Source organism: Haloterrigena salifodinae (assembly GCF_003977755.1).
GTDB classification, from domain to species: Archaea; Halobacteriota; Halobacteria; order Halobacteriales; family Natrialbaceae; genus Haloterrigena; species Haloterrigena salifodinae.
Map to the genome: position 1 here is coordinate 139,246 of NZ_RQWN01000007.1, position 22,553 is coordinate 161,798.

26 protein-coding genes are annotated in these 22,553 nt (G+C 60.6%); 16 read left to right on the forward strand and 10 right to left on the reverse strand.

Annotation, left to right across the window (positions count from 1 at the left end):
- Window positions 1-21: 21 nt before the first annotated feature.
- Entirely contained in the window at window positions 22-1,047 is a 1,026-nt protein-coding gene (locus tag EH209_RS22830) for a M48 family metallopeptidase (protein WP_126665100.1), read from the reverse strand.
- 286 nt (window positions 1,048-1,333) lie between these two features.
- Here EH209_RS22830 and EH209_RS22835 point away from each other — a divergent pair, with 286 nt between their 5' ends.
- Window positions 1,334-2,428, forward strand: a complete 1,095-nt coding sequence (locus EH209_RS22835) for a tyrosine-type recombinase/integrase (protein WP_126665101.1) — start codon at window positions 1,334-1,336, stop codon at window positions 2,426-2,428.
- A 225-nt stretch (window positions 2,429-2,653) separates the two neighbouring features.
- Window positions 2,654-2,986 (forward strand): hypothetical protein, encoded by a 333-nt coding sequence (locus EH209_RS22840; protein ID WP_126665102.1) that lies wholly within the window; start codon window positions 2,654-2,656, stop codon window positions 2,984-2,986.
- An 18-nt stretch (window positions 2,987-3,004) separates the two neighbouring features.
- On the opposite strand, the gene EH209_RS22845 is transcribed toward EH209_RS22840, so the two are convergent.
- Window positions 3,005-3,310 (reverse strand): hypothetical protein, encoded by a 306-nt coding sequence (locus EH209_RS22845; protein ID WP_126665103.1) that lies wholly within the window; start codon window positions 3,308-3,310, stop codon window positions 3,005-3,007.
- Window positions 3,311-3,416: 106 nt separating this feature from the next.
- Window positions 3,417-3,581 (reverse strand): hypothetical protein, encoded by a 165-nt coding sequence (locus tag EH209_RS24315; RefSeq protein WP_008895522.1) that lies wholly within the window; start codon window positions 3,579-3,581, stop codon window positions 3,417-3,419.
- Window positions 3,582-3,696: 115 nt separating this feature from the next.
- Here EH209_RS24315 and EH209_RS22850 point away from each other — a divergent pair, with 115 nt between their 5' ends.
- The 8 genes from EH209_RS22850 (at window position 3,697) to EH209_RS22885 (ending at window position 9,786) form a co-directional block, all read left to right on the forward strand.
- A complete protein-coding gene (locus EH209_RS22850; RefSeq protein WP_126665104.1) occupies window positions 3,697-4,503 on the forward strand; it encodes an alpha/beta hydrolase family protein in 807 nt (268 codons plus the stop codon).
- A gap of 208 nt (window positions 4,504-4,711) precedes the next feature.
- Window positions 4,712-5,062 carry an ArsR/SmtB family transcription factor gene (locus EH209_RS22855; RefSeq protein WP_126665105.1) on the forward strand — a complete coding sequence of 117 codons (351 nt, stop codon included), beginning with the start codon at window positions 4,712-4,714 and terminating at the stop codon, window positions 5,060-5,062.
- Window positions 5,059-5,370, forward strand: coding sequence for a DUF7521 family protein (locus EH209_RS22860; RefSeq protein ID WP_126665106.1), 312 nt, complete (start codon window positions 5,059-5,061; stop codon window positions 5,368-5,370). The genes EH209_RS22855 and EH209_RS22860 overlap by 4 nt, the downstream gene beginning before the upstream one ends.
- A 361-nt stretch (window positions 5,371-5,731) precedes the next feature.
- Entirely contained in the window at window positions 5,732-6,121 is a 390-nt protein-coding gene (locus tag EH209_RS22865; RefSeq protein ID WP_126665107.1) for a universal stress protein UspA, read from the forward strand.
- A 155-nt stretch (window positions 6,122-6,276) separates the two neighbouring features.
- Window positions 6,277-7,452, forward strand: coding sequence for a DegT/DnrJ/EryC1/StrS family aminotransferase (locus EH209_RS22870; RefSeq protein ID WP_126665108.1), 1,176 nt, complete (start codon window positions 6,277-6,279; stop codon window positions 7,450-7,452).
- 197 nt (window positions 7,453-7,649) lie between these two features.
- Window positions 7,650-9,116: an NAD-dependent epimerase/dehydratase family protein gene (locus EH209_RS22875; protein ID WP_126665109.1), complete on the forward strand. Its 1,467-nt coding sequence runs from the start codon at window positions 7,650-7,652 to the stop codon at window positions 9,114-9,116.
- 10 nt (window positions 9,117-9,126) lie between these two features.
- The gene (locus tag EH209_RS24875) at window positions 9,127-9,333 is read left to right on the forward strand and encodes a cation:dicarboxylate symporter family transporter (RefSeq protein WP_394343715.1); all 207 of its coding nucleotides are present in this window, start codon (window positions 9,127-9,129) and stop codon (window positions 9,331-9,333) included.
- 153 nt (window positions 9,334-9,486) lie between these two features.
- Window positions 9,487-9,786: a hypothetical protein gene (locus EH209_RS22885; RefSeq protein WP_126665111.1), complete on the forward strand. Its 300-nt coding sequence runs from the start codon at window positions 9,487-9,489 to the stop codon at window positions 9,784-9,786.
- Window position 9,787: 1 nt separating this feature from the next.
- Here the strand turns inward: EH209_RS22885 and EH209_RS22890 are convergent, their stop codons facing one another.
- A complete protein-coding gene (locus EH209_RS22890) occupies window positions 9,788-11,005 on the reverse strand; it encodes an inorganic phosphate transporter (protein WP_126665112.1) in 1,218 nt (405 codons plus the stop codon).
- A 621-nt stretch (window positions 11,006-11,626) separates the two neighbouring features.
- On the opposite strand from EH209_RS22890, the gene EH209_RS22900 reads away from it, so the two are divergent.
- Together EH209_RS22900 and EH209_RS22905 are read left to right on the forward strand one after the other, a co-directional pair.
- Entirely contained in the window at window positions 11,627-12,511 is an 885-nt protein-coding gene (locus EH209_RS22900) for an alpha/beta fold hydrolase (protein ID WP_126665113.1), read from the forward strand.
- A gap of 323 nt (window positions 12,512-12,834) precedes the next feature.
- Window positions 12,835-13,659: a class I SAM-dependent methyltransferase gene (locus EH209_RS22905; RefSeq protein WP_126665114.1), complete on the forward strand. Its 825-nt coding sequence runs from the start codon at window positions 12,835-12,837 to the stop codon at window positions 13,657-13,659.
- Between the two features lie 192 nt (window positions 13,660-13,851).
- Here the strand turns inward: EH209_RS22905 and EH209_RS22910 are convergent, their stop codons facing one another.
- From EH209_RS22910 to EH209_RS22920, 3 genes are all read right to left on the reverse strand, one after another.
- Entirely contained in the window at window positions 13,852-14,613 is a 762-nt protein-coding gene (locus tag EH209_RS22910) for an MBL fold metallo-hydrolase (protein WP_126665115.1), read from the reverse strand.
- 74 nt (window positions 14,614-14,687) lie between these two features.
- Window positions 14,688-15,455, reverse strand: coding sequence for a helix-turn-helix domain-containing protein (locus EH209_RS22915; RefSeq protein ID WP_126665116.1), 768 nt, complete (start codon window positions 15,453-15,455; stop codon window positions 14,688-14,690).
- 384 nt (window positions 15,456-15,839) lie between these two features.
- Window positions 15,840-17,102: an Nramp family divalent metal transporter gene (locus EH209_RS22920; protein WP_126665117.1), complete on the reverse strand. Its 1,263-nt coding sequence runs from the start codon at window positions 17,100-17,102 to the stop codon at window positions 15,840-15,842.
- Window positions 17,103-17,451: 349 nt separating this feature from the next.
- Here EH209_RS22920 and EH209_RS22930 point away from each other — a divergent pair, with 349 nt between their 5' ends.
- Window positions 17,452-18,051 carry a cupredoxin domain-containing protein gene (locus tag EH209_RS22930; protein WP_126665118.1) on the forward strand — a complete coding sequence of 200 codons (600 nt, stop codon included), beginning with the start codon at window positions 17,452-17,454 and terminating at the stop codon, window positions 18,049-18,051.
- 200 nt (window positions 18,052-18,251) lie between these two features.
- Here EH209_RS22930 and EH209_RS22935 read toward each other — a convergent pair whose 3' ends face one another.
- Window positions 18,252-18,578 carry a chorismate mutase gene (locus EH209_RS22935; RefSeq protein WP_012946005.1) on the reverse strand — a complete coding sequence of 109 codons (327 nt, stop codon included), beginning with the start codon at window positions 18,576-18,578 and terminating at the stop codon, window positions 18,252-18,254.
- The gene (locus EH209_RS22940) at window positions 18,575-19,447 is read right to left on the reverse strand and encodes a shikimate kinase (RefSeq protein ID WP_126665142.1); all 873 of its coding nucleotides are present in this window, start codon (window positions 19,445-19,447) and stop codon (window positions 18,575-18,577) included. Before EH209_RS22940 ends, EH209_RS22935 begins: the two co-directional genes overlap by 4 nt.
- A 177-nt stretch (window positions 19,448-19,624) precedes the next feature.
- Between EH209_RS22940 and EH209_RS22945 the strand changes: the two genes are divergently transcribed.
- On the forward strand, window positions 19,625-20,146 hold the full coding sequence (locus EH209_RS22945; RefSeq protein ID WP_126665119.1) for a DUF5796 family protein: 522 nt from the start codon (window positions 19,625-19,627) through the stop codon (window positions 20,144-20,146).
- A gap of 3 nt (window positions 20,147-20,149) precedes the next feature.
- Complete coding sequence (locus tag EH209_RS22950; protein ID WP_126665120.1) at window positions 20,150-20,395, forward strand: DUF7508 domain-containing protein; 246 nt, start codon at window positions 20,150-20,152, stop codon at window positions 20,393-20,395.
- A gap of 238 nt (window positions 20,396-20,633) precedes the next feature.
- Here the strand turns inward: EH209_RS22950 and EH209_RS22955 are convergent, their stop codons facing one another.
- The gene (locus EH209_RS22955; RefSeq protein WP_126665121.1) at window positions 20,634-21,050 is read right to left on the reverse strand and encodes a hypothetical protein; all 417 of its coding nucleotides are present in this window, start codon (window positions 21,048-21,050) and stop codon (window positions 20,634-20,636) included.
- An 896-nt stretch (window positions 21,051-21,946) separates the two neighbouring features.
- On the opposite strand from EH209_RS22955, the gene EH209_RS22960 reads away from it, so the two are divergent.
- On the forward strand, window positions 21,947-22,456 hold the full coding sequence (locus EH209_RS22960) for a hypothetical protein (protein ID WP_126665122.1): 510 nt from the start codon (window positions 21,947-21,949) through the stop codon (window positions 22,454-22,456).
- The last annotated feature ends 97 nt before the right edge of the window (window positions 22,457-22,553 follow it).

The window sequence follows — 22,553 nt, forward strand, 5'->3', positions numbered from 1 at the left end:
TCGTCGGACTGTGGCTACGGGTCAGTCCTCGTTCGCGACGTCGTATCGGGGAGCCCCGCTTGCCGCCGTTCGTCGAAGTCGCTCGAGTCGCCGCTCCGTACTCGGGTGGGTCGCGACCAGTCGACGAAACCGACGCATCGGTACCGGAAGCGGAACGCCACCGATGTCCGCTCGCTCTCGGGGCGCTTCGACGATCGCGAGCGCCGACAGCTCCGCGTTCCTGAGGTCGGTCGACGGCTTCTCGGAAAGCGTCGTATCGATCTTCTCGAGGGCAGTCGCGAGGGCGGCCAGATCGCCGGTGATCGCGACCGCACCGCTGTCGGCGGCGAACTCCCGCGATCGGGCCAACGCCGCCCAACAGCAAATGGCGACGATCCAGACCGGAAGCGCCTGGATCAGTCCGACCACGACGAGGAGATCCATCGGTCCAGCACGACTCGGCTGCCCGTGTTCGACGCCGGTGTTAGAACCCGAGAAGAGACGGAATACGCGCCCTGCGGCGCTGATAGGCAACGAGACGGCGGTCATCACCGCCGCGTCCCGATTCGCGACGTGTGCGATCTCGTGGGCGACGACGGCCTCGAGTTCGGCTCGCTCGAGGAGCGAGAGCGCTCCCTCGCTCACGACGAGCCGTGCGGTCCGCAGCCGAAATCCCGTCGTCAGCGAGAACGGCTCCGAAGCCGGAGCGACGTACACTTCCGGCATCGGGACTCCAACCTGCTGGGCGACGCGACGAACGGTATCGATCAGTTCCGAGTGGTCGGTCTCCGCGGCGGGACTCGCACCGATCGAGCGGACCGCGTGGTCGGGTGCCGACCGTTCGCTCCAGACGAGGACGGCCAACACGCCGACGGCCGCGATGCAAGCGATCGGAAGCAGCGCCGACACGCGCGGGAGTTCCGACGGCTGAAACGCAAATCCGTAGACGACCACTCCGATGACGGTGACGAGGAATCCGGAGACGAGCGCGCTCAGTAGCGCCGTCACTCCGAGGACGACGAGCGTTATCGTCATCCAGCCGTAGAGTCGGATTCGCTCGTCGTTCATCGCCGTTCCGTACGCGTTCGTCGACTTTCTTTCTTCGGTTTTATCACAGATATCTGGATGCGTGTATCGATAGGCGGGCCTGCTCACGTCTGGGTTCCTCGTCGAACGCGCCCGATTTGATATATCATTATGTAATTTACACTCCTGCCCGAAATCACTGATGTCCCGAAATCAGGGCGCTCAGCGCGCGTACCTACGATCGGAACGATATCGGTATCCACAGTACATTAGACCAATAATGTACTGTGGATTTACGAGGGTCGACGCCCTCGGGGAAGACGAGTCGATGAGAAACAGCAATTCCGAGCCTTCCGCCGCGGGCAAATCCCTCGAGAAGGCTAAGGACGAGTTTGTCGCCGAACGCGACGGCAACTACGCATCGAACCTCGAGTACGTCCTCGAGAACTGGATCGACTGGACGCCCGAGCGCGTTCGGACCCTCGAGGACGTGTCCGCGCTCACGATGCGAAACTACGCGTCGCACCTCAAGCAGCGGGCACATGCCGACGACGGGATCAGCGATACGTCGGCGCGGACGTACTACAACTACGTCTCGGCGCTGCTGACCCGATCCGTCGAGGTCGGGGATCTCGCGGAGAACCCCGCGGAGAAGCGGGAGGCGAAGAAGCCGCTTCCGTCAGGAACAACCAACAGCGCCGAACAGCAGTTCTGGTCGCCCGAGCAGCGTCGGGCGATCATGGATTACGTCGACGAACGCGCTCGCGACGCGATCGACGAGGACGCGACCGACGCGTTCGAGGAAGTCCGCGATCGAGCGCTGATCGCCGTGCTCGCCTATTCGGGCGTCCGCGGAGCCGAGGTACTGGCCGACTCCCGCGATAACCGACGTAACGGCTTGCGGTGGCACAGCGTCGATCTCGAGAACGGCGTCATCACGGTGCTCGGAAAGAACCAGAAACGTGAGCCGACCCCGCTCCCCGAGCAGGCGGTAGCACCGCTCCGACGACTCGAGCGGCTCCTCGACCCGCCGTCCGGCGAATGGCCCGTCTTTCCCTCCCGGCATCCACCATCGCTGTACGATCGTATCGAAGGCGCAGGGCGCGAGTCTCCGGACGGTGACCCGTGGGAATACATCCTCGAGAACGGGATCGAACCGCCGTCGATGAGCACCTCCGGCGCGCGGACGTTATTGAAGCGGTTGTCGGACGAAGCCGACGTACCAGAACTCGACGAGGACGAATATCTCACGCTACACGGCGCTCGCCGCGGCGTCGGCGAAACGCTCTATCGGGAGCGTGGGGCCGTCGAGGCCCAACGGACGCTTCGCCACGCCGACCCGAAAACGACCTCGGAGATGTACTCGCATATCGAAGCGAGCGAGCAAGCCGAAGACAATACGGCGGTGTTCGACGACGAGTAGGCGATTTGACCGTCTCCGAATTGCATTTTCTGACCGGGTAGTAACGAACCCCGTGGGATAATTGGCGATCAGATTCAGGTCCGGACCTAAGCGAGTCGACTCGTATCCCTCGAGTAGCATCACTGTGAGGACTGCTGTATCCGCGGTCGCTCCCGAGTCGTTTGAGTCCCGGACGAACCCGTGTCCGTCCGACGAGGTCTCCGATTCGACGGTCAGGAGGGACCGATGACCGCCGCCGAAATCAGACGCAGTTGGCTCGTCTCCGCCGCGTCGCTCGCGCTCTGGACTGTTAGCACCGTCTCGCTGCTCTGCTACATAATTGTTCTCGGCCCCTCGGGCGTTCAGCGACAGGTCCCCGACCGACTCTCCCGGAGCGCCCTCGAGTCGGGCGTCGAACCGCTGGTCGTCCTGCTGGGGTCGACGGTCGCGCTCGGCGCGCTCGCGGTGGTCGCGCTGCTGTACTACAGCTATACGCAGTGGCGACACGTACAGCGGCGTCGGCGTCGGCTCGAGTCCGAATCGACGTCCGACTCCGACCTCGGTGTTGAACGGGCGTAACGTGACCTCCGAGACGTCTCAGTTGTCCTGCTCCGGACCCGCGGTCGCGTTTTCGTCGCCGCTGTCGTTCTCCTCGCTCTCGTTGGCGTCCGGAGCGTAGCCCGTTGGATCGCCTTCCTCCTCCATGTCGTCGCCGACCTCGTTGGGGTGTTCGGCCTGTTCGTCGTCGCTTGCGTTACCGTTACCGTCGCCGTCGCTCTCGTTGCTCTCGGTGTCGGTCTCGTTTTCGTCGCCCGGCCCGCTGTCGCTACAGCCGGCCAGTAGCGCCATCGATCCGACCGCGCCGAGACCCAGTTCGAGCGTCCGTCTGCGGGAACAATCCATCGTCGTCTCCGGGTGATATTCGGGACGGCAGTATATCGGCGGTGCTTGCGATACCGTACCCGTCGTCGTCTCGAGTCCGCCGACGCGACCGGTTCGGCCGTCCGGGTCAGGACGGATGCTGGTGTCTGACCTTCTCGGCGATCTGTCCCGGCACGGGCGTCCCGCAGTCCGTACACTTCCAGCTGGGCGTCGCGATCCCCGGCTCCTTTTCGAGGTCCTGCTTGAACTCGAGGAGGGCGCCGCAGGTACAGCGGTAGGTCGTGCGGGTCATAGTCGATAGATTGCACCGATCGGAAGTAAATGATGGGCCGACGACGCTCCCGTCCGAGAACCACGGTCGCTGCGGAACGGCAACACATACGGTCGCGACCGTCCGTAATCGATCCATGACCGAAACGGAATATCGGATCGCCGTCGCCGACGGGGAGACGATCGCCGCCGTCCACCACGAGGCCTCCGGCGACGACTGGATCGTCTTCTGTCACGGCTTTCTGAGCGACAAGAGCGGGAGCTACGAGCGTCGGTGTCAACGGGCGGTCGAGAACGGGTACAATGCCGTCCGATTCGACTTCCGCGGCTGCGGGGACTCCGACGGACGGTTCGTCGAACAGACGCTGAGCGACAAACTCGCGGATCTGCGCGCCGTCCTCGAATACGTCGCGCCGCCGTCGGTCGTCCTCTTCGGCTCGAGTTTCGGCGGCAAGGTCGCGTTCCACGCGGCCGTCGACGACAAGCGGGTCGCGGCCGTCGCGACGCGAGCGCCCGTGACGTACAACCGCGCGTTCGACGAGTATCGGGCGATCGTCGAGCGCGAGTCCTCGAGTAGGCAAGCGGCGGGATCCGAGCAACGCGAGGGTCCCGATGAAGCGAGCGGTGAAACCGCGAGAGCGAAGCGAGACGCGAACTGCGAGGGCGTCTACGAGTTCGAAACCGGCGACCGAATCGACGAGCGGTTCTTCGACGACTTCGAGGCCTACGAGTTCGACGACGTCGCGGCGTCGCTATCGGTCCCGGTTGCGATCTTCCACGGGCGCGAGGACGACTCCGTCGACGTCGGCGACAGCGTCGACGCCGCGGCCGCCCTGGAGACGGACGTCCTCCTCGAGACGTTCGCAGCGGAGGGACATCGGTTCTCGACCGACGCGGAGGCCCGGCTGCTCGAGCGACTGTTTCACTGGCTCGAAACGCAGTGAGGTGAACTCGTCGTCAACCGTTTCGCTTCGTCCGACAAGATAAACCACATTTCGATATATGAATTGTTCTTGCAACCACGACGCTCGAGGCAGCGTCGATATCTCCGTGGATCTCCCTCCCCGTTCCGATGATGAATTCGAAAGCGCATTTTCTCGGTCAGAAAAATCGGACCTCTTTTGATACTAATAGGGAAACGAACAGGTAGCAGTGAGTGAGGATACCGATTTATCGACGGTGCTCGCCGTGCTCGACGACGAGTACGCACGTGACATCCTCACCCATACGAGCGTCGAACCCATGTCTGCTAGTACCCTGAGCGAACGATGTGATGCGTCCCTGCCCACGATCTACCGACGGCTTGATCGTCTCGAAGAGTGTCAACTCGTCTCCGAAGAGACCGAGCTCGCCCCCGACGGCAATCACTACAGCGTCTACAGCGCGAACCTCGAGTCGTTGGAACTCTCCCTCGGCGACGGCGAGTTCGAACTCGAGGTCACTCACCAAGACGAAGATGACGTCGCCGACAAGTTCACCCGCATGTGGGAGGGGATGCGATGAGCCAGGACGTCGTTCGAATCGATCAAGCACCCCTGTTTGAACTGTTGACCGTCGCGAGTCTCTTCCTCGTCGCGTTGATCGGGACACTCATCGCGTACCAGGCCTACCGCGGCTACCGTCGCAACGACGCGTCGTCGATGTTCTATCTCGCCGTCGGCCTGCTCTTTCTCACCCTCTGTCCGTTTCTGATCAACGTGACGGTGACGACCGCGTTACAGGCGGATCAGGTCGTCACGGTCTTTTTCGAAAACGTCAGCAGACTCGTCGGACTGGTCGCAATCATGTACTCGCTGTACGGGCAGCATTAAGGGTTCGAAGCGACCGAAATCGGTTGGTGCGCGATCTTTTGTGGGGCCGAAGCGAACTGCGGGGAGAGGGGACGGATGAGCCAGGCCAGCCCGGATGGGGAAGGCCGGCCTGACGTTCAGGGTGGGGCTAGACGATGGGGATGGAATGATCGGATTCGACGGTGGGAGTGCCGCCGGGATCGGGTTCTCCGCCCCGGTCACTCCTTCCGGCTGTCCCCTAATAGTGATACGAGCGTATTTTCTGGGTCGGAAAATCCTCGCTAGTCGGCGACTTGTCGACGGAGACCGCTGGCAACGCGGTCGCTGACGGCTCTGACGGCGGTTCCACAGATTCTTTGGGCCGCCGCTCGAGAGATCCGATATGCACTATCTCGTCGGAACGACGTCCGTCCACACGACGGCAGCGATCTGTGACTACCTCGACGAGCGGGCGACGGCCGACGACACCGTCACGGTCGTCGCCGTCGCACCGACCGACGACGCGACGGCCCGTCGGGACGCACATGAGGCGCTGAACGTTGCCCCCGTCAGACTGGCAACCGTCGGTGAGGTCCGGACGGCGCTTCGCGAGGACGATGACGATCCGTCTGCGGCCCTGCTTGAGGAGGCTGCGACCGCCGAGGTCGACGAACTCCTGATCACGCCGCGCGAGGTGACCGGCGACGCCTCCTCGGGCGTCGGAACGACTGCTCGCGCCCTTCTCGAGGAGTCATCATTGCCCGTCGTCGTCGTTCCGGCTTCCGAACTGTAACACTCAGGGCCGGACGCGATCGACGGTCGTCACCGGCGACGCGGGTCGGCGTCCGCAGTCGATCACTTCCGTTGACTCTCACTACTCTCGAAACGAGTCCCTTCGCCGCGGTAGCGGACGGCTACTTATCGGCTCTTCCGTGAATCGATTACGTAATGAGCGACGAGATTCCGTTATTCGAAATTCCGTGGGACGAAACCGACGTGACCAACGCCGTCGATTCGCTCACGCGGGGCTCCTACTGGGCGAACGGGCCGTACATCGAAGAATTCGAGCGCGGACTCGAGGAGTACCTCGGCATCGAGCACGCGATAACGGTCAACTCCGGGACGACGGCGCTGGTCGCCGCGCTGACGGCACACGGGATCGGCGAGGGCGACGAGGTGATCGTCCCCTCGTTTACGTTCATCGCGACGGCGAACGCCGTCCGACTCGTCGGCGCACGACCGGTATTCGCCGACATCGAGCGGGAGACGTACGGGATCGATCCGGAGCACGCCGCGACGCTGATAACCGACAATACGGCCGCGATCGTTCCCGTTCATCCGTACGGCGCCCCCTGCGAGATCGGCCTGCTCGAGGATATCGCCGCCGACGCAGACGTGGCGCTGATCGAAGACGCCGCCGAGGCGTTCGGATCCGATTACCGCGGCCGCACGCTGGGGACAATCGGCGACTCCGCCGCGCTGAGTTTCTGTCAGAACAAGATCCTGCCGACCGGCGAGGGCGGAGCCGTCGTCACCGACGACGACGACGTCGCCCGCCGACTCGACCGGTTTCGATCGCACGGTCGGGCCTCGGAGAACTACTTCGACTCGAGCGACAGCGGTGAGTACGTCAGCTTAGGAACGAACGTCCGAATGTCGGATCTCGTCGCGAGCATCGGCTGTTCCCAACTCGAGAAGGTCGAAGACCACATCGCGAACCGACGGCGCGTCGCGACGCGCCTCTCCGAGGGACTCGCAGACGTCGACGGCGTCGAACCCCACACGGCGGGCGGTCGCGGCCGGCACGTCTACCAGCTCTATACCGTTTCCTTCGACGAAAGCGTCGATCGAGCCGTCGTTATCGACACGTTATCTTCCCGGGGTATCTCGTCGAAAATCTACTGGGAACCGGCCGCTCATCTGACGCGGAGCTACCGCGACGAGTACGGCTACCAACCGGGTTCGCTCCCCGTCACGGAGGAAGTCGCAGGACGCGTTCTCTCATTACCGATGCACCCGGAACTCTCCGCGGATCAGATCGACCGTATCACGTCGGCCGTCGAAGCCGGCGTCGAACGCGGCTGGGAAGTCGAGACGGTGGATCGATCCAGCCCGGCAAACTGACCGCTTCGGTCACTATTTTGAGTCGACGACCGTCGTAAGGCGGGTTCACTGATCGGGTGTTGCACTCGCTCGAGAACCGACTACCTGTCTAGAAAACCGATCCATAACAAAGGGGAACAATCCGATTTGGATGAGTAGGCCGCACTGACGTCGGTGCGAGACCGCGGATGCTGCGGCAGTTGGGGTCAAAGTCACCTATGAGATGGCCAGTTACAGCCGATGCAGGGACGTCTATCCGGATGGCGATCGCGCGGATCGATCGCTCCGATTACAGAGGTATCGTTGTTGTCGACGACGAAGACCGGCTCGTCGGAACGGCGACGGTCGATCAACTCAGACAAGCCCTCCGCGACGGCGCTGCGCCCGACGCACCGGTTGCGACTGCCGTCGACGAGGAGCCGACCGTCGTCGACGCGAGCGGCTGGCAGCGAACGGTCGACACCGATTCCGAGGCCCGCAAAAACGCGGCTGACGAGACGGTTGTCACTCCCGTCGTCGACGAGGAGGGGACCGTTATCGACGTCACGGTCGCCGAGCGCCTTGACCGACCCGCGGCCGACGCCGAACCGACAGCCGCCGGCGTCGACCGAGTACTCGTCGTCGGCGGCGCGGGATACCTCGGCTCCGTCCTCTGCCGCCAACTCCTCGACGAGGGGTTCGACGTTCGCGTCCTCGATCCGCTGCTGTACGGCGACGCCGGGATCGCCGCGCTGACCGATGACGATCGGTTCACCCTGTATCGGGACGATGCGCGATCGGTCGACGCGGTCCTCGAGGCGATCGACGGCGTCGACGCGGTCGTTCACCTCGGCGGGATCGTCGGCGATCCGGCCTCCGAAATCGATCCCGAGAAGACCCTCGAGTACAACCTCCACTCGACGCAGCTCCTGGCGTCGCTGTGCAAGTACCACGGCATCACGCGGTTCCTCTTCGCTTCGACGTGTAGCGTCTACGGTCGGTCCGACGGCGATACCGAACGGCTCGCCGAGGACGACGCGCGAAACCCCGTCTCGTTGTACGCTCGGCTAAAGATCCAGTCCGAACGCGTGCTCCGCGAGCTCGCCGACGAACACTTCGCCCCGACGATCCTCCGGATGGCGACGGTCTACGGCCGGTCGCCGCGGATGCGGTTCGATCTCGTCGGAAACATCCTCCCTGTGAAAGCCTACTCGGAAGGTGTCGTCCCCGTCTTCGGCGGCGACCAGTATCGGCCGAAAGTCCACGTCGCCGACGCCGCTCGCGCGTACGTCGAGTGCCTCACGGCGCCGATCGAGGACGTCGGCGACGCCGTCTTCAACGTCGGCTCGAACGAGCAGAACTATCGGATCGACGAACTCGCGACCATCGTCGAGGACTGTTTCCCCGACGCGTCGATCGAATACCACGACGAACTGACCGACGAGCGGAGCTACCGCGTCGAGTTCGACAGGATCCGATCGGTACTGGGCTTCGAGCCCGGACACACGATCCGCGATCACTGCCTCGAGTTGCGAGAGGCGTTCGAAGACGGGCTGTACGAGGAGTACACGGCCACCAGGTACAACAACTACGAAACGCTCGATCAGGCTCCGAGCTTCGAAAACACGACGGCCGTTCTCGAGTCCGACGACGACGAGCCGACGACCGAGCGCCCGCACGAAAAACTCCCCTCCGGCGAAGTGTAGTCCGATCGAGGTGGTCGCCCCGACCCAGATTGGGCTCCCCGTCGAGGGCGTCGGCTTCATTGCGGGCATCGATCCGCTGCTCGATCGGCTACGAACGATGACTAACGTCGCCAGCGATCCGACCGTCGCGACGCTCGTCGGCCACCTGAACGGCGAGGTCTACTTCTCGAGCGGCTCGTGGAGCGGGACGACGGGGGCGAGTCCGAGCAACGACTGACGGGTCCGACCGCTCCTCGCGATCGGAACCGTTGCTGTATCGCTGTATCCGAGACGGTATCTGAAAACAGTCTCTCGAGTACCGATTCTCGCGTTGCTCGAGCTTTTGATAGGCCTGCACAGGCCTTATACGACTCAAGCAGTAGGTGCCTGTATGGCACTCGCGAAACCACTCAAGACGGCGATCGACCGTATTGGGGACGTTCAGGCAGGGACGCGAGTTAGCTCCGACGCAGTCTTTTCGGACCCGTTCATGCGTGACCACACGCGGTTCGACTCCTTTGACGAGTTTTGCGAGCGGAGCCCGTGGTCACTGCGGCGACCAGAGCGTATTCGAGACGTCGACCGGGACCGACTCGATTCGTACGTCGCGGAGACGACGGACTTCGAGACGTGGGAAGAGATGGATAGGATCGCCGCTGAAGAGGAGATTATCGACCAAGTCGTCTGGTAGCTCACCCGAGACCGAGGATAGCACGCAGGACGTAATAGAGCGCAAAACTGACGAGTCCGGCTCCGAGCATCGAGCCGATCCATGATCCGATAGTGTACCCCGCTTTGCGCATCGAGACGCCGCCGCCACCCGAGGAGCTCGCTGCGAGACCGCTTCCGACGATACTCGCAATCATCACTTTGTTAAACGAAATCGGAATTCCGAGTACGATTGCGAGTTGTGCGATCAGGAAGGCCGGAATGAGGGCGGCAATCGACCGTCGGGGACCGAGCGAGGCGTACTCGTTCGAGACCGCTTGAATGAGTCGCGGCGCTCGAATCCACGCCCCGGCGAGAATCCCCATCCCGCCGAGTCCCAGCAAGTAGATCGAACTGAGCTGAAGGTCCGACTCGAAGATCGTTTCTAACGGACCGGTCGCTAAGCCGACCTGCGTGCCGCCACTGGTGAAGACGACGATAAGTCCGAGAACGATCAGAAACTGATTGATGCCCGTATCCTCGTCGCGCCGAAGAAGTAATCGCGTGGCTACGAGCGCGAAAAGTCCGACAGCAGTACTCACGAGTGCCGTCCCGGCGGTGTACGAACCGATGAACTCGGTGGGCAGGAGGTGATACCGGCTGGCGACGAAGCGAGCGACCGAGCCTTGTCCGTCGGTCGGACTCGGGATGACCGTCAACTGGATGTTGGCCAGCGCGTACCCGACAGCGCCACCGAGTACTGGTATCCCGACGGTTTCGGGAACGGCCTCACTACGAAGGCCGCGTGCGAGACCGTACGCGAGGACACCCTCGACGATCGGAATCGCGAACCAGAACCCGAGAATCACGACGTACTCGTGGACTGCAAACCCGCCGCCGAGAGCGATGCCGGCACCGACCATCGCTCCCGTGACCGTGAATGCTGACGGAATCGGATACCCCCACGAGTTTCCGATCGTGATGAGCGTCGCGGCGGTGAGCAGAGCCGTCGCCGCTGCGAGCGGGGTGATAGCGACGCCGGTAACGAGGTCCTTTCCGATCGTTTCTGAAATACTCCCTCCCTGAAATATTGCCCCGAGTCCGGCGACCACACCAACGAGGAGTGCCGCCCGGAGGACAGACAGTGCGTTCGCCCCCACAGCGGGTGCGACGGGAGCGGAGTTGCTGTTGGCCCCGACCGTGAACGACATGAACAGGGCAGCGACGAGCGCAATACTCAGAACGAGCAGTATCGATGACATTGTGTGTACTGGAACATTTCTGTCTCTAGAAATTCCGTCGCGAGATAACGGGTCGCTGAGTAGACCTGTCTATATCGGTAGTACTCCTTAACGGCAAAGAGCGCCACGATTTGTTGTATATTCGGGCCAGCATCGTTAATTCTTTCAATAACCAATGGCGATGTGATGTCTCTATTTGGCATTTCACTCGGCGAGGAAGCCTACGAGCGGCTGAAAGCCCGAAAAAAGAGGGTAAAAGCTTCAGTAAGATCGTCAAGCGACTTGCAGGAGAATGGTCGTGAAAGGAGATCACGGGAATTCGCTCCGAGGATGTGGCGGACCTCGAAGTCGCTCTCGAGGAGGGATAAACGAATTCGAGACACTGGAGACGAAGCACGTCGTGAGTACCGATCACACCGTGATTCGAAAAGCCGGAAACCTCTCCGGTAAGCTAATCGACGACGGCGAACGGGTCGCGCGAGAAAACTGTGTTATTGCCGCGGTAGTGCTGAATGCACGGCGCACCTCGTTTACCGACTGCTCGACTCGAGACGGATCGTGCCTCCTGCTCAGACCGTGAAGATTTTTCACAAGATGACTCTATGTGATTTCGTCTCGTAGAGGAATGCGGGTGAGCCTCCCATGGCAGAAGCAACGCCACCAGACACGGGTGAGGAGATGGAAACAGTCACGTCCGCAGACGGGACTGAGATTGCCTTCGAACGGACGGGGAGCGGACCACCGCTCGTGCTCGTTCATGGAGGTGTCTGTGACCACAGGTTCTGGGAGTTATCCGACGTCCGTGCCACCTTCGCGGACCACTGCACGGTCTATGCGATTGATTGTCGTGGTGTTGGTGAGAGCGGCGACGTCACCGAGCGAAGCTCGACCGGCCAACCGGAAGCGGATGCTTCCGGTGACGCCAACGAGTATGATCTGGAACGGGAGTTCGAGGACGTGGCTACGGTCGTTGAGGCAATTGACGAACCTGTAACTCTCCTTGGGCACTCATCGGGAGCACTCTTATCACTTGAAGCGGCCCTGCGAACCGATAACCTACATAAGCTCATTCTGTACGAGCCACCCATTACGTTCGACGACCGGGAACTCTACTCCGATGAGGTGCTTGCGGAAATGGAACAGCTGCTGGACGACGGTGAAAACGAGCAGGTGCTCGTTCTGTTCCTGCAAGAGATCGCTCAATCCACGCCGAAGGAAATCGACGCGCAACGCTCGGCCCCGGACTGGCAGGATCTCGTGGACGCGGCGCATGTCTGGCCCCGCAGCTTAGCAGCGGTCGGCGAGTACGAGTTCAATGCAGCCCGGTTCGCCGACATGACGACGCCGACGTTGCTGTTGTCCGGCGGCGAGAGCCCTCCGTTCTTGAAAGATGCGACGGGCCCGATTTACGACGCGCTCCCGAACAGCCAGATCGGTACCTTCGATGAGCACGCACACGAGGCGATGCTCACCGCGACAGACCGCTTCACGGGAGAAGTACTCTCATTCATCCGAGCAGAGAACTAACGACCTGCGATTGGTCACTCTATTATTTCCAGCGTCCCTTCAATATGCAGTCGTACGTGACGGCTGATTCATATATTCAACTCCGGATAGAGAGTGATCTGTGCTGAGTTTATCCTCTGTATGCAGCACGCGACTCCCATCAGCTGAAGAGTCGCCGCAAGGCCATTTTTAAATTCAGTGCCCGAGACGGCTATGGAACTAATGAGATCCACCATGCTATCTGCTGAAATCAGCTCGTCTACGGTACTCAACGTGTGAAAATCACTGTCTTCACACTAGCTATTTCATACCCAGTGCCGAGGTAGTTGACACGTGGTCACAGCATGGCTAAACGAGAACGCGAAACGGCTGGATGGCAACTTGAACAGAGTGCCCCTGAAGCCTACGAGCGGTATCTCGTTCCTCCTATGTTCGCGCCGTGGGCTGAACGACTTATCGACGAAGTCAACTTGGAGAGCGATGACAGGGTTCTGGACGTGGGTTGTGGCACCGGCATCGTGGCACGACGTGTTGCCGACCGAGTAGGTGGTGCGGGAACCGTGGTGGGTCTGGATATCAATGAGAAGATGTTGGAAGTCGCCGAGACGACCGCTGCGGAGAGCCGACTGGAGATCGAATGGCGACACGGAGACGCAACCGATCTTCCGTTTTCCGACGGAACCTTCGATGTCGTCCTTTGTCAACAGGCGCTCCAGTTCGTTACTGACCCCGCAACCGCGTTTCAGGAGATGCACCGCGTATTGAGTCCGGGCGGGCGCATCGCGGTGAGCGTCTGGCGTCCGCTTGAGTATAATCCCGGATACGTCAAACTCGCCAAAGCGCTAGAGCGCCACGTCGGCGACGACGCCGAGGCAATGATGCGCTCGCCGTTCCCTGAATGGAACGGGGATGACCTCGGTACTCTCGTACGGGACGCCGGGTTCGATAAACGGTCGCTCACCATCGAAATCGGCTCGATGCGCTATCCCTCGGTAGAGGAGTTCGTTCGCCGAGAGGCGGCTAGCTCACCGCTATCGGAGCTACTCGGAAACGTCGAATCGGAAGTCCGAGAAACTCTGGTTGAAGAAGTCAGGAGTGCTCTGGAGGATTACACCGACGATGAGGGTGTCGTCTTCCCGATGGAATCGTATCTCCTTGCCACACAGTAGTGAATCAAATTATAGAGTATGCAACGATTCGTCTATGGCGAACTAACTGAACAGCGACCAGAGGAAACCCGATCACTAATCAAGCGGTAGATGCACTCATATACACGGTTATCACGATCTCTGATCTTCTTAGTGAACTTGTTCAGGTAGCTGTTCTAAAGTCGTACCCTTGGTTAGACGAGACCTCTTGCGTTACAGGCTGATCTGCTCCCCATCTTCAGGAACGTGTACGTCCTCCGTCTCCGCTCGCAGTTCCTCACGCGACAGCAAGCAGTGGTTAATCGCCTCCATGTGGACGACGACGACGGTGGCATCGGTGGCCTCGCGGACAGCTGAGATGTCTTCGACGCCCATTGTGATGGGTTCGCCCTGCTCGAACTGTGCTTCGCCGCCGTTGAGAACGACCATATCGGGCTCGAACTGGTCGAGGATCTCTTCGACTGGTTCGTACCAGATCGTGTCGCCCGCGACGTATACCGTCTCGCCGGCGTCGAACACGAATCCCGAGACGGGGCCCATTCCCTTGGCTAACTCTCCGTGCCCGTGGCGACCGGGAGTCCGGTGGATAGTCACATCCTCGAACGAGGTCTCGTCGTCGACGGGGCGAACGTCGGTGAATCCCTCGTCTGCGAAGTCGTCCGTCTCTTCGGGCTGACAGAACAGCGGCACGTCGGCGTCGAGTTCCTCCTTAGCCGCCTCATCCCAGTGGTCGGGGTGGCGATGCGTGACGACTACAGCATCGTACGAGAGGTCGATGTCAGGCAGCGGAACGAGCGGATTCCGGTCTTGATTCGCTGTGGTGAGGAATTCCGGAACCGCCGGGTTATCCGTCACCGTCGGCATCTCTCCCTGCGGCGTGAACATCGGGTCGACGAGGAACGTCGTGTCACCCACGTCCACGAGGATGGTTGCGTTGCGAATCAGTCGAGTGCTGGCTCCAGTCGTCGTTGACATACGAGACCATCTACGAGAGCCATCGGGGTGGGATTTACTTCGACATATTCCAACTCATGCGGCGTTCGGCGCGCTCACTGAATGAACTCAATATCCTCGGGGTCGAGATCCACGTCGAGGTCGACATCGAGTGAATCGGCAGCGAACTGCTGTGCCAGCCACGCTTCAGCCCGGTTGAGACGGTACTGGAACGTCGAACGCGATACGCTGACATCGGCTGCAATCTCGGTGACCGACTGCTGCCGTGGCTCCTCATAGTACCCGCGTTCGATTGCAGCCTCAAGTGCCGACTTCTGTTCAGGCGTGAGAGCCTGCTTGACACGACCGTCCTCGAGCAAACACGGCGGCGTTCCGAGCCGTTCGACGGTCAGCGACAGCCCCTCCCGAAGGTTCTCACGGACTTCCTCGTGGATCGCTGCTACAGGCTCGTCGATAAGTAAGCGCCATCGAAATTGATCGCCACGACGCTCCGATCGCATTATTAGCCCCTCGCCGACGTGGTTCGCGGCGACAAGCGGAATTGACCGCGGGCCGTCGCCTTCCCGGCGAAGCGAGTGAATCTTCCGTGACTCCGGATTCGACGAGAGGATCGTGTACTCGTACTCGGTCACAGGCGCACCACACATCCCAGTCGTATTCGGATCACTGGCGACGCGTTCTAGCCGGTCGTCAAACTCGTCGAGAACGGTAGTCGGGCCGACGACTTTGTCGATCCCCCACACTGTCTCGCTGGTCGCATTGATCTCCATCGACCGGGCATACAAGTCTGCGTGTTCGATAAAGAGATTCATCACCTCGTCGGCCCCCTTCTCGTATTCGACTGTGAAGACGAACTCGCGCAAGATACCGTCCGTTCTCGCTCGACGGGTAAAGCCTGTCAGGTGTATTCTCCGTACGTAACGATAATCGGTTATTGTGTGACGAATCCGGCATATTGCATGAAGCGGTCGTCGTGGCCGCGTGTGCAACGAGACTTACGTCGAATCTTCCGACTGCTCATCGAGTCTGAAAATTCGTAAGGTAGCGTCGTGAATCGACACCCACCACACTAATACGCAGTTAGAAGCCCTATGATAGCCGTTTCCTCGCCTATCGACTCTCTCGCTGCTCAACCTTGTTCAGGTCTGTAACTCACGTTACATAGTCCTGTGTACTTTACCGCTTCTTTGCTACAAAAAGTTCGACGATGGAACCAGCAGCATCGAGAAGCACAAGTGAGTAGTCCGTTAGAACCCACCGCCGGTGATAAGCTCAGTAAAGTCTTGAATCGACAGGGCCGCCAAGATGACTGCTAGGAGTACAAGCAACGCGTTGACCACGTTTAGTGCATTGGTGTTGCAGTACTCACCCATCGTCTCGCGATCATTAACCGCCCAGAACAGCAGCGTAGCCGCGACCGGCAGTGCGAAGATCCCATTGTACATCGGAAACAAAATCACCATATCGACGACTGAGAGATCCAGCCACCAGCTCACCACCGGCGAGAAGACCCCGATCCCAGTCAGTGCTGCGAACAACACATTGAACAGCCGATCACCCTTTTGAACTGTGTAGCCCGCAGCCTGCGGGAGAATGTAGGCCGGCGTCCACATAATCGGGATAATGCTGTTGAACGCCGCGGCAATCACACCGCCAACGAATAACACCATCGCCCACGCCCCGAGCACCTCGACCATCGCTTTGCCCGGCGTGATGAACGACTCGAGTTCCGTAAAGCCCATTGGGCGCAGCAGCGCCGCCGCGGCGATCAAGATCACGATCGTTGTGATCCCACCGACAGCATAGCCGATCGCCAGATCCGCCCGAGCCTCTGGCAGGTCGCTCTCATCTGTCCAACCCTTAGTATGGACGAGAATCGACTCCAGGAAGAAGTTCGGCCATAATGCGGTCGTGCCAAGCAGACCTGCTGCCATTGCTAGCGCACCCAGTGTGTCAGTGCCCGGTACGAATCCAGTCATGACACTACTCGGGTCGGCGCCGCTCGGCAGGGCGACGACCACATAGACGACCATTAGCGAGACCATCATCGCGATCATCATGTTCTCGACGGTGTCGTAGTGTAGCAGTCCGACGCCAATCGCAGCGAACGTCGTGAGTACGGCGATGGGCTGCCACGCCACACTACCCCCGAGCAGGAACGAGATACCAGCACCGACCGCAGCGACGAGTCCGAGCGTCCAGGCAATGCAGCCGACCGACAGGAAAATTGCGATTGTCGTTGCCAGTGGTCGACCCAGTTTCTTGCGAGTGAACACCATCAGCGACTCTCCATGGATTCCCAGCCGAGCGCTCATATCTTGGGCAATAAATCCGAGGAACGCCGCCCCGACGACGGCCCATAGCAGCGTGTACCCATGCATGACACCAGCCTGGCTGGCAATGAATACCGAGCCGGAGCCGAAGTAACTGGCAACCATCACGAACGCTAGTCCATACTTCTGTGAGAGCCCCACCAGATCTTGAAATGGAGTCCTGTTTTTCGTGCTCATAGCCTGCTGGTCAGTCGTTGACGATCAATTTGCAACAACGACTGGAATCCGATACATGCCCACGTTCTTCCTCGAAACTGCAAGTTAGTTGATAAAATGCTCATTTTTATGGTAGTGGAGGTGGTCAAATCACTCCGCTTGGTCAGCTTTGCTTTGAGGCGAGTTTTTGGCCTCACTTCGCAGCTACTGACGAGACGTCAGCGTCCTACTCTGGGCACTCTGGCGCCAGACAATCCGAATTAATCAACCAGAATGGGATTGAGATGTATCACTGATAGTTGTCGAAGAGGGATAAGTAGCTTGGATGTGACTGCTCCCTTGACGGCTGCGGTTAGTCAGGATGACAGTGATGGGATGGCGGTTCTGGTGCCAAACGAGTGATGACGAGATTCCGAACCGGTTGGAGCCGGACGAGACCGTTGAACTCCACGTCGACGAGGACAAAATCGACGATTCGAATCTCCCGGCCCTGACGGTCGAGTTCGGTGCGTTCCACTTCGCCCCCGTGGGGCTTCACGTGGAGCCGGGAGCAATCGTCGAATTCGTATTCAACACTCCGGAGCACACGGCGACGGCGTACCATCCGGGTCAAGAACGTCAGCAACGCGTCTCCGACGGCGTTCCGGCGTTCTCATCGACGGTCAACGAGCACCACGGGTTCTGGCTCTATCGCTTCGAGGAAGAAGGCGTATACGACCTGTTCTGTGCCCCGCACGAATGGGGAGGGATGGGCATGCGAATCGTCGTCGGGGACGATCCCGGCGGTGTCGTGCGGGCTCCTGGCCGTCCACCGCTTCCGATGACTGGTGTACTCCTCGGGACGGGACTAGACGGGGATATCGGCCATCCAGACATGGAACCGCAGAACATCATCGACGACGGGCCAATCTCTGGGCACGACTTGGGTATCGATCTCGAGGTGACGATAACGGCCCCAAGTCCGTCCTGATATCTCGCCTATTTTGACTTCTGCTTTCCATGAACGAGTCGAAATGGGTGAAGGATACTGTCGCCGTATGCTGTACGTGAGGCCTGTCTGCTGAAAGATGCCTGTGTTATCGATCGTCGATCGAGGAACGAAAGAGCAACTGCCGGAAGAATATTTAGCCATCCCACCCACAATAGAGGCCCTGAAACGACCGAATTCGGCTATCTATTTTCTCGCTGTTCCACTTTGTTCAGTTCGATCAGCAGTCGGAAGATCGCCTTCACGAGGTTGGCGTCGACGTCGAACTGTTCGGCGTTCTCCCCGGCCCGCTCCATCACCTGCTGTTCCTGTTTCTCGTCGGTCGTCGGCAGGCCCTGTTCGTCCTTGACCTGCGCGATGGTGTCGGCGACGTAGGTGCGCTGGGCGATCAGTTCGACGATCTCGCGGTCGATCGTCTGGATCTCCTCGCGCAGTTCGTCGAGGCTCATCTCGTCAGGGATTCGGTTCTCTGTCCCACCGTCCGTGGCTGTCTCGGAGTTGCGAGTCATGTCGTTTGTGTTCCGTCCGTTCGCGTCGTCAGTAATCGTGTCGTTCCGTCTCGGTCGTCCCACCGGTCTCGGATCGCCTCGAGCGTCGATCGATCGCCGACGGCGACGTAGCTCGGGCCCGTTCCCGACAGGGAGACGCCCGCGACTTCGGGCATGACGTCGACCATCGGTCCCGTCGGGAACTCGAGGGCGGCCGAGAAGGCGAAGCCGTTGACGGTCATCGCCTCGCCGTAGCGACCGTCGAGGGCGAGTTCCGCGACGAGCTCGGCCATCGGCGCGACGCGCTCGCAAGCCGAAATATCGGCGTCGGCGCTGAAGGACTGTTCTGGCGGCGTGTAGACGAGCGCGTCCCAGTCGACCGTCTCTCGGGCGAGCAACTCGTCGGTCGTGTTGTCGGTGACGGTGACGCCGCCGAGCATGCTCGCGCTGGCGTCGTCGAAGGCGCCCGTCGCAGTGACGCCGGCGTCGCGGGCCGCGCGAACGCCCAGGCGACAGGCGTCGATCCGGTCGACCGTATCGGCGATCTCGAGGGCGTCGAGCGTCGCGAGCACGGTCGCGTTCGCCGCGGCGCTGGAGCTCTTCAGCCCCGCGGCCATCGGCACCTCGCTGTCCGTTCGGACTCGAGCGCCGACGGTCGAGGCGTCGAGGCCCGCCGCGTCGGCGTGCTCGGCGAGCGTCATCGCGACGCAGCGCTCTATGAGCGTCGTGTCGGCGTCGGGCTGGCCGGCGATTTCGGCGTCGATCTCGCCGTCATCGGTGAGTTCGACGGTAGCTGTCGTCTCGAGGTCGATCGCAAACGCCGAGCCGGTCCCGGTTGCGAGCGCGTTGAGAACCGTTCCGGCTGCTGGGGCGACGGCGCGGCCGTCCATAGTCACACACTCTCAGACCGCGTACTTACGGCTGACGGTTCGTCGGATCCGCGGGCTCCCGCCGTCTCGCGGTCACGGACGCGGTCGTTCCGATCGGGAGCCGCCGGCTGCGTCTCGCGACGGCGGATCAACGACGGAACCGACCGCTTTTCCGGGATCCGCCCAAACGGGCGACTAATGAGCGCGCGCAACAACGTCGCACCCAGCACGATTGCCGTCGACTTCGTCGAGGGCGGCGTCGTCGTCGAATATCTCGACGGTCGGGACGTCTTCTATCATGGCCCGCCGAAACCCGTCGAGGGAGCGATCACGACGCCGCCGGGCAAGGAAGTGCACGTCCTCGTCACCGACCTTGACGGCGTCGAGGGCGTCATGACCTACGTCAACGACCGCAACACCCACGACGACATCCTCGAGTCGACCGGCGTCGGCCGCGTGATGCTCGACCGCGACGACGAGGAGGAGCTGTTCCCCGGCGTCACTGTCGCCACGGAGGGCTATTCGATCCGCGTCGAGGCCGACCTCTCGGCGGTCGACGGCCGCGTGTTCGTCTTTGCCGAGGACGAGATGAGCGAGCACGCCTACGAACTCGTCGAAAGCGTCGACGAGGACGCCGACGCGACCGCCGAGGACGAATCGGACGGCACCGCCAGCGGTGACGACACCACCGGCGACGGATCCGGAACGAACTGGGGCTAAGCGATGCCGCTACAGAAACCCTGGCGGGACCTCGACCGGGACGCGGTCTCGAGCGCGCCCGATCGGCCCGGCGTCTACGAGTTCGGCGACAGTTCGGGAACGGTCCAGGCAGTCGACCACGGTGTCCTCCGCGACGAACTCAAAACCGCGTTGGCCTACGGCGACGCCGATCGCGTGCGATGGACGGAAACCCACACGCTCGAGCAGGCTCGCGAACTCGCCGCCGACCACCGCGAGCGACTCGAGTGACGGTGCGTTCGGTATCAGGCGTGCCATGAGTCGGCCCTGGTTCTCATTCAGTGATGGGCTACGCTCTGGGACACCGTTCCTCTATCGGATGGATAGCTGCCGATCGAGTTGGAAGGTTCACTACGACTCATCGTAGCGATCGTGTATCGTCGGTCTCAGTAAAAGAAGAACGAGACCCCCTCTACAGGGGAGAATCCCGTTAGCGAGCGTCATTCGCCGATTTTGGCCGCGTTTTCACTCAGTAGTACTTCTTTTTCTTACCGCGCTTCCCGCTTTTCTTCGGGTAGTGCCCCTTCTTTTTACCTTTCCCCTTCTTGCCGGGGTGTTTGTTACCGCGCTCCCCGCTTTTCTTTGATTTGTGTCCAGGTGGCGTTTTCTTCCTGCCTTTCTTCTTTTTCTTTCCGGGGTATTTGTTGCCTCGTTTCCCGCTTTTCTTCGGGTAGTGGCCCTTCTTTTTACCTTTCCCTTTCTTTCCGGGATATTTGTTACCGCGCTCTCCGCTTTTCTTTGATTTGTGTCCAGGCGGCGTTTTCTTATCGTAGTCGTCTTTTCCACTTGCCGAAGCAGCGCCGGTGAATCCGATCGCGGCGAGGCTTGCCGTCCCCACAGCTCGGAGGATACCCCGGCGGTCGCTCGTTTTCTTGTCTTCAGTCATTTTCGTTCTCGGACGGGGTTCCGCCCGTCAGAGGGCACTTCGGGGATCTGTATTAACGGCTACAATCGTTACAACCGTTGACTACAACCGTTACAATCGTTTCGAGGCGTCAATTCTACATACTAACTATTCCCGATCGGGTGAATAAATCCGGGAAGATTCGGTGAAATTTAACGACGTTTATTCATCCTAGGGAAAGTAACTCGATCTCGATAATTAGACACGGGCCCAGACACGAGCGAACGTCGAAGGCGGCAAACCGCGTCGTAACCGGTCCGATAATTTCGAACAGTGGGGCGAACCGATTTATGGTTCCCCCATACTGGTTCAGTTATAGTTCCTTACTAGCGGGACGTTTCGATATAGCGCTCGAGAGCAACTGAGACGGCCGAGTCGCTTTCGGACGGAAGTCTACGTTCAGCGTGTGCGGTACTGAGGTAAACGATGAGTAGCACCGTTTCAGTGGCCGATTCCGCGGACTTGCTCCGGTCGCAGTGACGAGTGGCGGTTCGCTGAGAATTGCGCGACGTGATTGTCGAGGAAAACGTATCGCGTGAGAACCAGTAGTCTGGCTCAGACGTGCGTAAAAGTGCGTTCACTGGGCCCCGCGCTGGATCGCCGTGATTCCAGTGTTCGGGTCAGCGGTACTACGTGTGCAATCAGGTGATTGTTCCCAGAACCTACCTCCGAACGACTGCTCCCGAGAATGGTGCCCCGAGATAATCGTTTACCGTTTCAACTGCTACTGTCCGTAACCAATCGCGGGTTACCTCATAGCGATATATTTCCACTTTTGGTAACGTTTTTTCCATCAGATCAACACAGTTCCATTTCTGGTAACGTTATCCCATAGGGGAAGAGTACTCTCAACACGTTCGAGCGCTATCGTAGGTGTGATGGTACCCGAGCCCGAGGACATCCCGTCCGTAACCAACGGGCGTGCGCTGACGACGGACCGCGACAGACGGCACCTCGCCCGCGCCGGTGATGCGGACGATAACGACCACTATCAGGCCGTCTCGAGGGTTCGCCGGCGGATCCGAGAGAACATCGACGAGGACGTCGAACTGCTCCGGGAATACAATCCGCGTCTGCTCGAGGAACTACAAGGCGTCGTCTGTGAACCGACGGAAGACGACGATCCGTTAGACGAGGCCATCGAGCACATGATCGACGCTCTCGAGAACGTAAACCGCGTTCGCAGTCGGCGGTACGAGACTCGAACACAGGGCACTCGAGATCGACCGATCGACGGCGACGAAGACGACGATCATGACGGGGACCGGTCCGCAACCGAGGACGTTCGGCTCGAGACTGCGCTGAACCACATCGACGCCGCCCGACGAGCGCTCGTCGCCGAGACCGAGGAATCAGTATCCGAGGCCGAACGGGACCCGAATCAGTGAAAGCACGCCTCCACTCCGCGCATGTAACAGGCAGTAGGTTCCAGTTCCGCGAGTCCAACCAGTCTCGCTCATCGTTCGTCACCGCTCTCCGTCCGTC

Excerpts from the sequence above, each read along its gene's own strand:
- EH209_RS22920 (WP_126665117.1), bottom strand. The coding sequence starts at position 17,102 with ATGAGCACGAAAAACAGGACTCCATTTCAAGATCTGGTGGGGCTCTCA.
- EH209_RS22940 (WP_126665142.1), bottom strand. The coding sequence starts at position 19,447 with ATGGACGGCCGCGCCGTCGCCCCAGCAGCCGGAACGGTTCTCAACGCG.
- EH209_RS22845 (WP_126665103.1), bottom strand. The coding sequence starts at position 3,310 with ATGGATTGTTCCCGCAGACGGACGCTCGAACTGGGTCTCGGCGCGGTC.
- EH209_RS22905 (WP_126665114.1), top strand. The coding sequence starts at position 12,835 with ATGGCTAAACGAGAACGCGAAACGGCTGGATGGCAACTTGAACAGAGT.
- EH209_RS24315 (WP_008895522.1), bottom strand. The coding sequence starts at position 3,581 with ATGACCCGCACGACCTACCGCTGTACCTGCGGCGCCCTCCTCGAGTTC.
- EH209_RS22910 (WP_126665115.1), bottom strand. The coding sequence starts at position 14,613 with ATGTCAACGACGACTGGAGCCAGCACTCGACTGATTCGCAACGCAACC.
- EH209_RS22960 (WP_126665122.1), top strand. The coding sequence starts at position 21,947 with ATGGTACCCGAGCCCGAGGACATCCCGTCCGTAACCAACGGGCGTGCG.
- EH209_RS22885 (WP_126665111.1), top strand. The coding sequence starts at position 9,487 with ATGGCACTCGCGAAACCACTCAAGACGGCGATCGACCGTATTGGGGAC.
- EH209_RS22955 (WP_126665121.1), bottom strand. The coding sequence starts at position 21,050 with ATGACTGAAGACAAGAAAACGAGCGACCGCCGGGGTATCCTCCGAGCT.
- EH209_RS22830 (WP_126665100.1), bottom strand. The coding sequence starts at position 1,047 with ATGAACGACGAGCGAATCCGACTCTACGGCTGGATGACGATAACGCTC.
- EH209_RS22890 (WP_126665112.1), bottom strand. The coding sequence starts at position 11,005 with ATGTCATCGATACTGCTCGTTCTGAGTATTGCGCTCGTCGCTGCCCTG.
- EH209_RS22850 (WP_126665104.1), top strand. The coding sequence starts at position 3,697 with ATGACCGAAACGGAATATCGGATCGCCGTCGCCGACGGGGAGACGATC.
- EH209_RS22875 (WP_126665109.1), top strand. The coding sequence starts at position 7,650 with ATGAGATGGCCAGTTACAGCCGATGCAGGGACGTCTATCCGGATGGCG.
- EH209_RS22840 (WP_126665102.1), top strand. The coding sequence starts at position 2,654 with ATGACCGCCGCCGAAATCAGACGCAGTTGGCTCGTCTCCGCCGCGTCG.
- EH209_RS22860 (WP_126665106.1), top strand. The coding sequence starts at position 5,059 with ATGAGCCAGGACGTCGTTCGAATCGATCAAGCACCCCTGTTTGAACTG.
- EH209_RS22870 (WP_126665108.1), top strand. The coding sequence starts at position 6,277 with ATGAGCGACGAGATTCCGTTATTCGAAATTCCGTGGGACGAAACCGAC.
- EH209_RS22900 (WP_126665113.1), top strand. The coding sequence starts at position 11,627 with ATGGCAGAAGCAACGCCACCAGACACGGGTGAGGAGATGGAAACAGTC.
- EH209_RS22930 (WP_126665118.1), top strand. The coding sequence starts at position 17,452 with ATGGGATGGCGGTTCTGGTGCCAAACGAGTGATGACGAGATTCCGAAC.
- EH209_RS22865 (WP_126665107.1), top strand. The coding sequence starts at position 5,732 with ATGCACTATCTCGTCGGAACGACGTCCGTCCACACGACGGCAGCGATC.
- EH209_RS22945 (WP_126665119.1), top strand. The coding sequence starts at position 19,625 with ATGAGCGCGCGCAACAACGTCGCACCCAGCACGATTGCCGTCGACTTC.
- EH209_RS22935 (WP_012946005.1), bottom strand. The coding sequence starts at position 18,578 with ATGACTCGCAACTCCGAGACAGCCACGGACGGTGGGACAGAGAACCGA.
- EH209_RS22835 (WP_126665101.1), top strand. The coding sequence starts at position 1,334 with ATGAGAAACAGCAATTCCGAGCCTTCCGCCGCGGGCAAATCCCTCGAG.
- EH209_RS22950 (WP_126665120.1), top strand. The coding sequence starts at position 20,150 with ATGCCGCTACAGAAACCCTGGCGGGACCTCGACCGGGACGCGGTCTCG.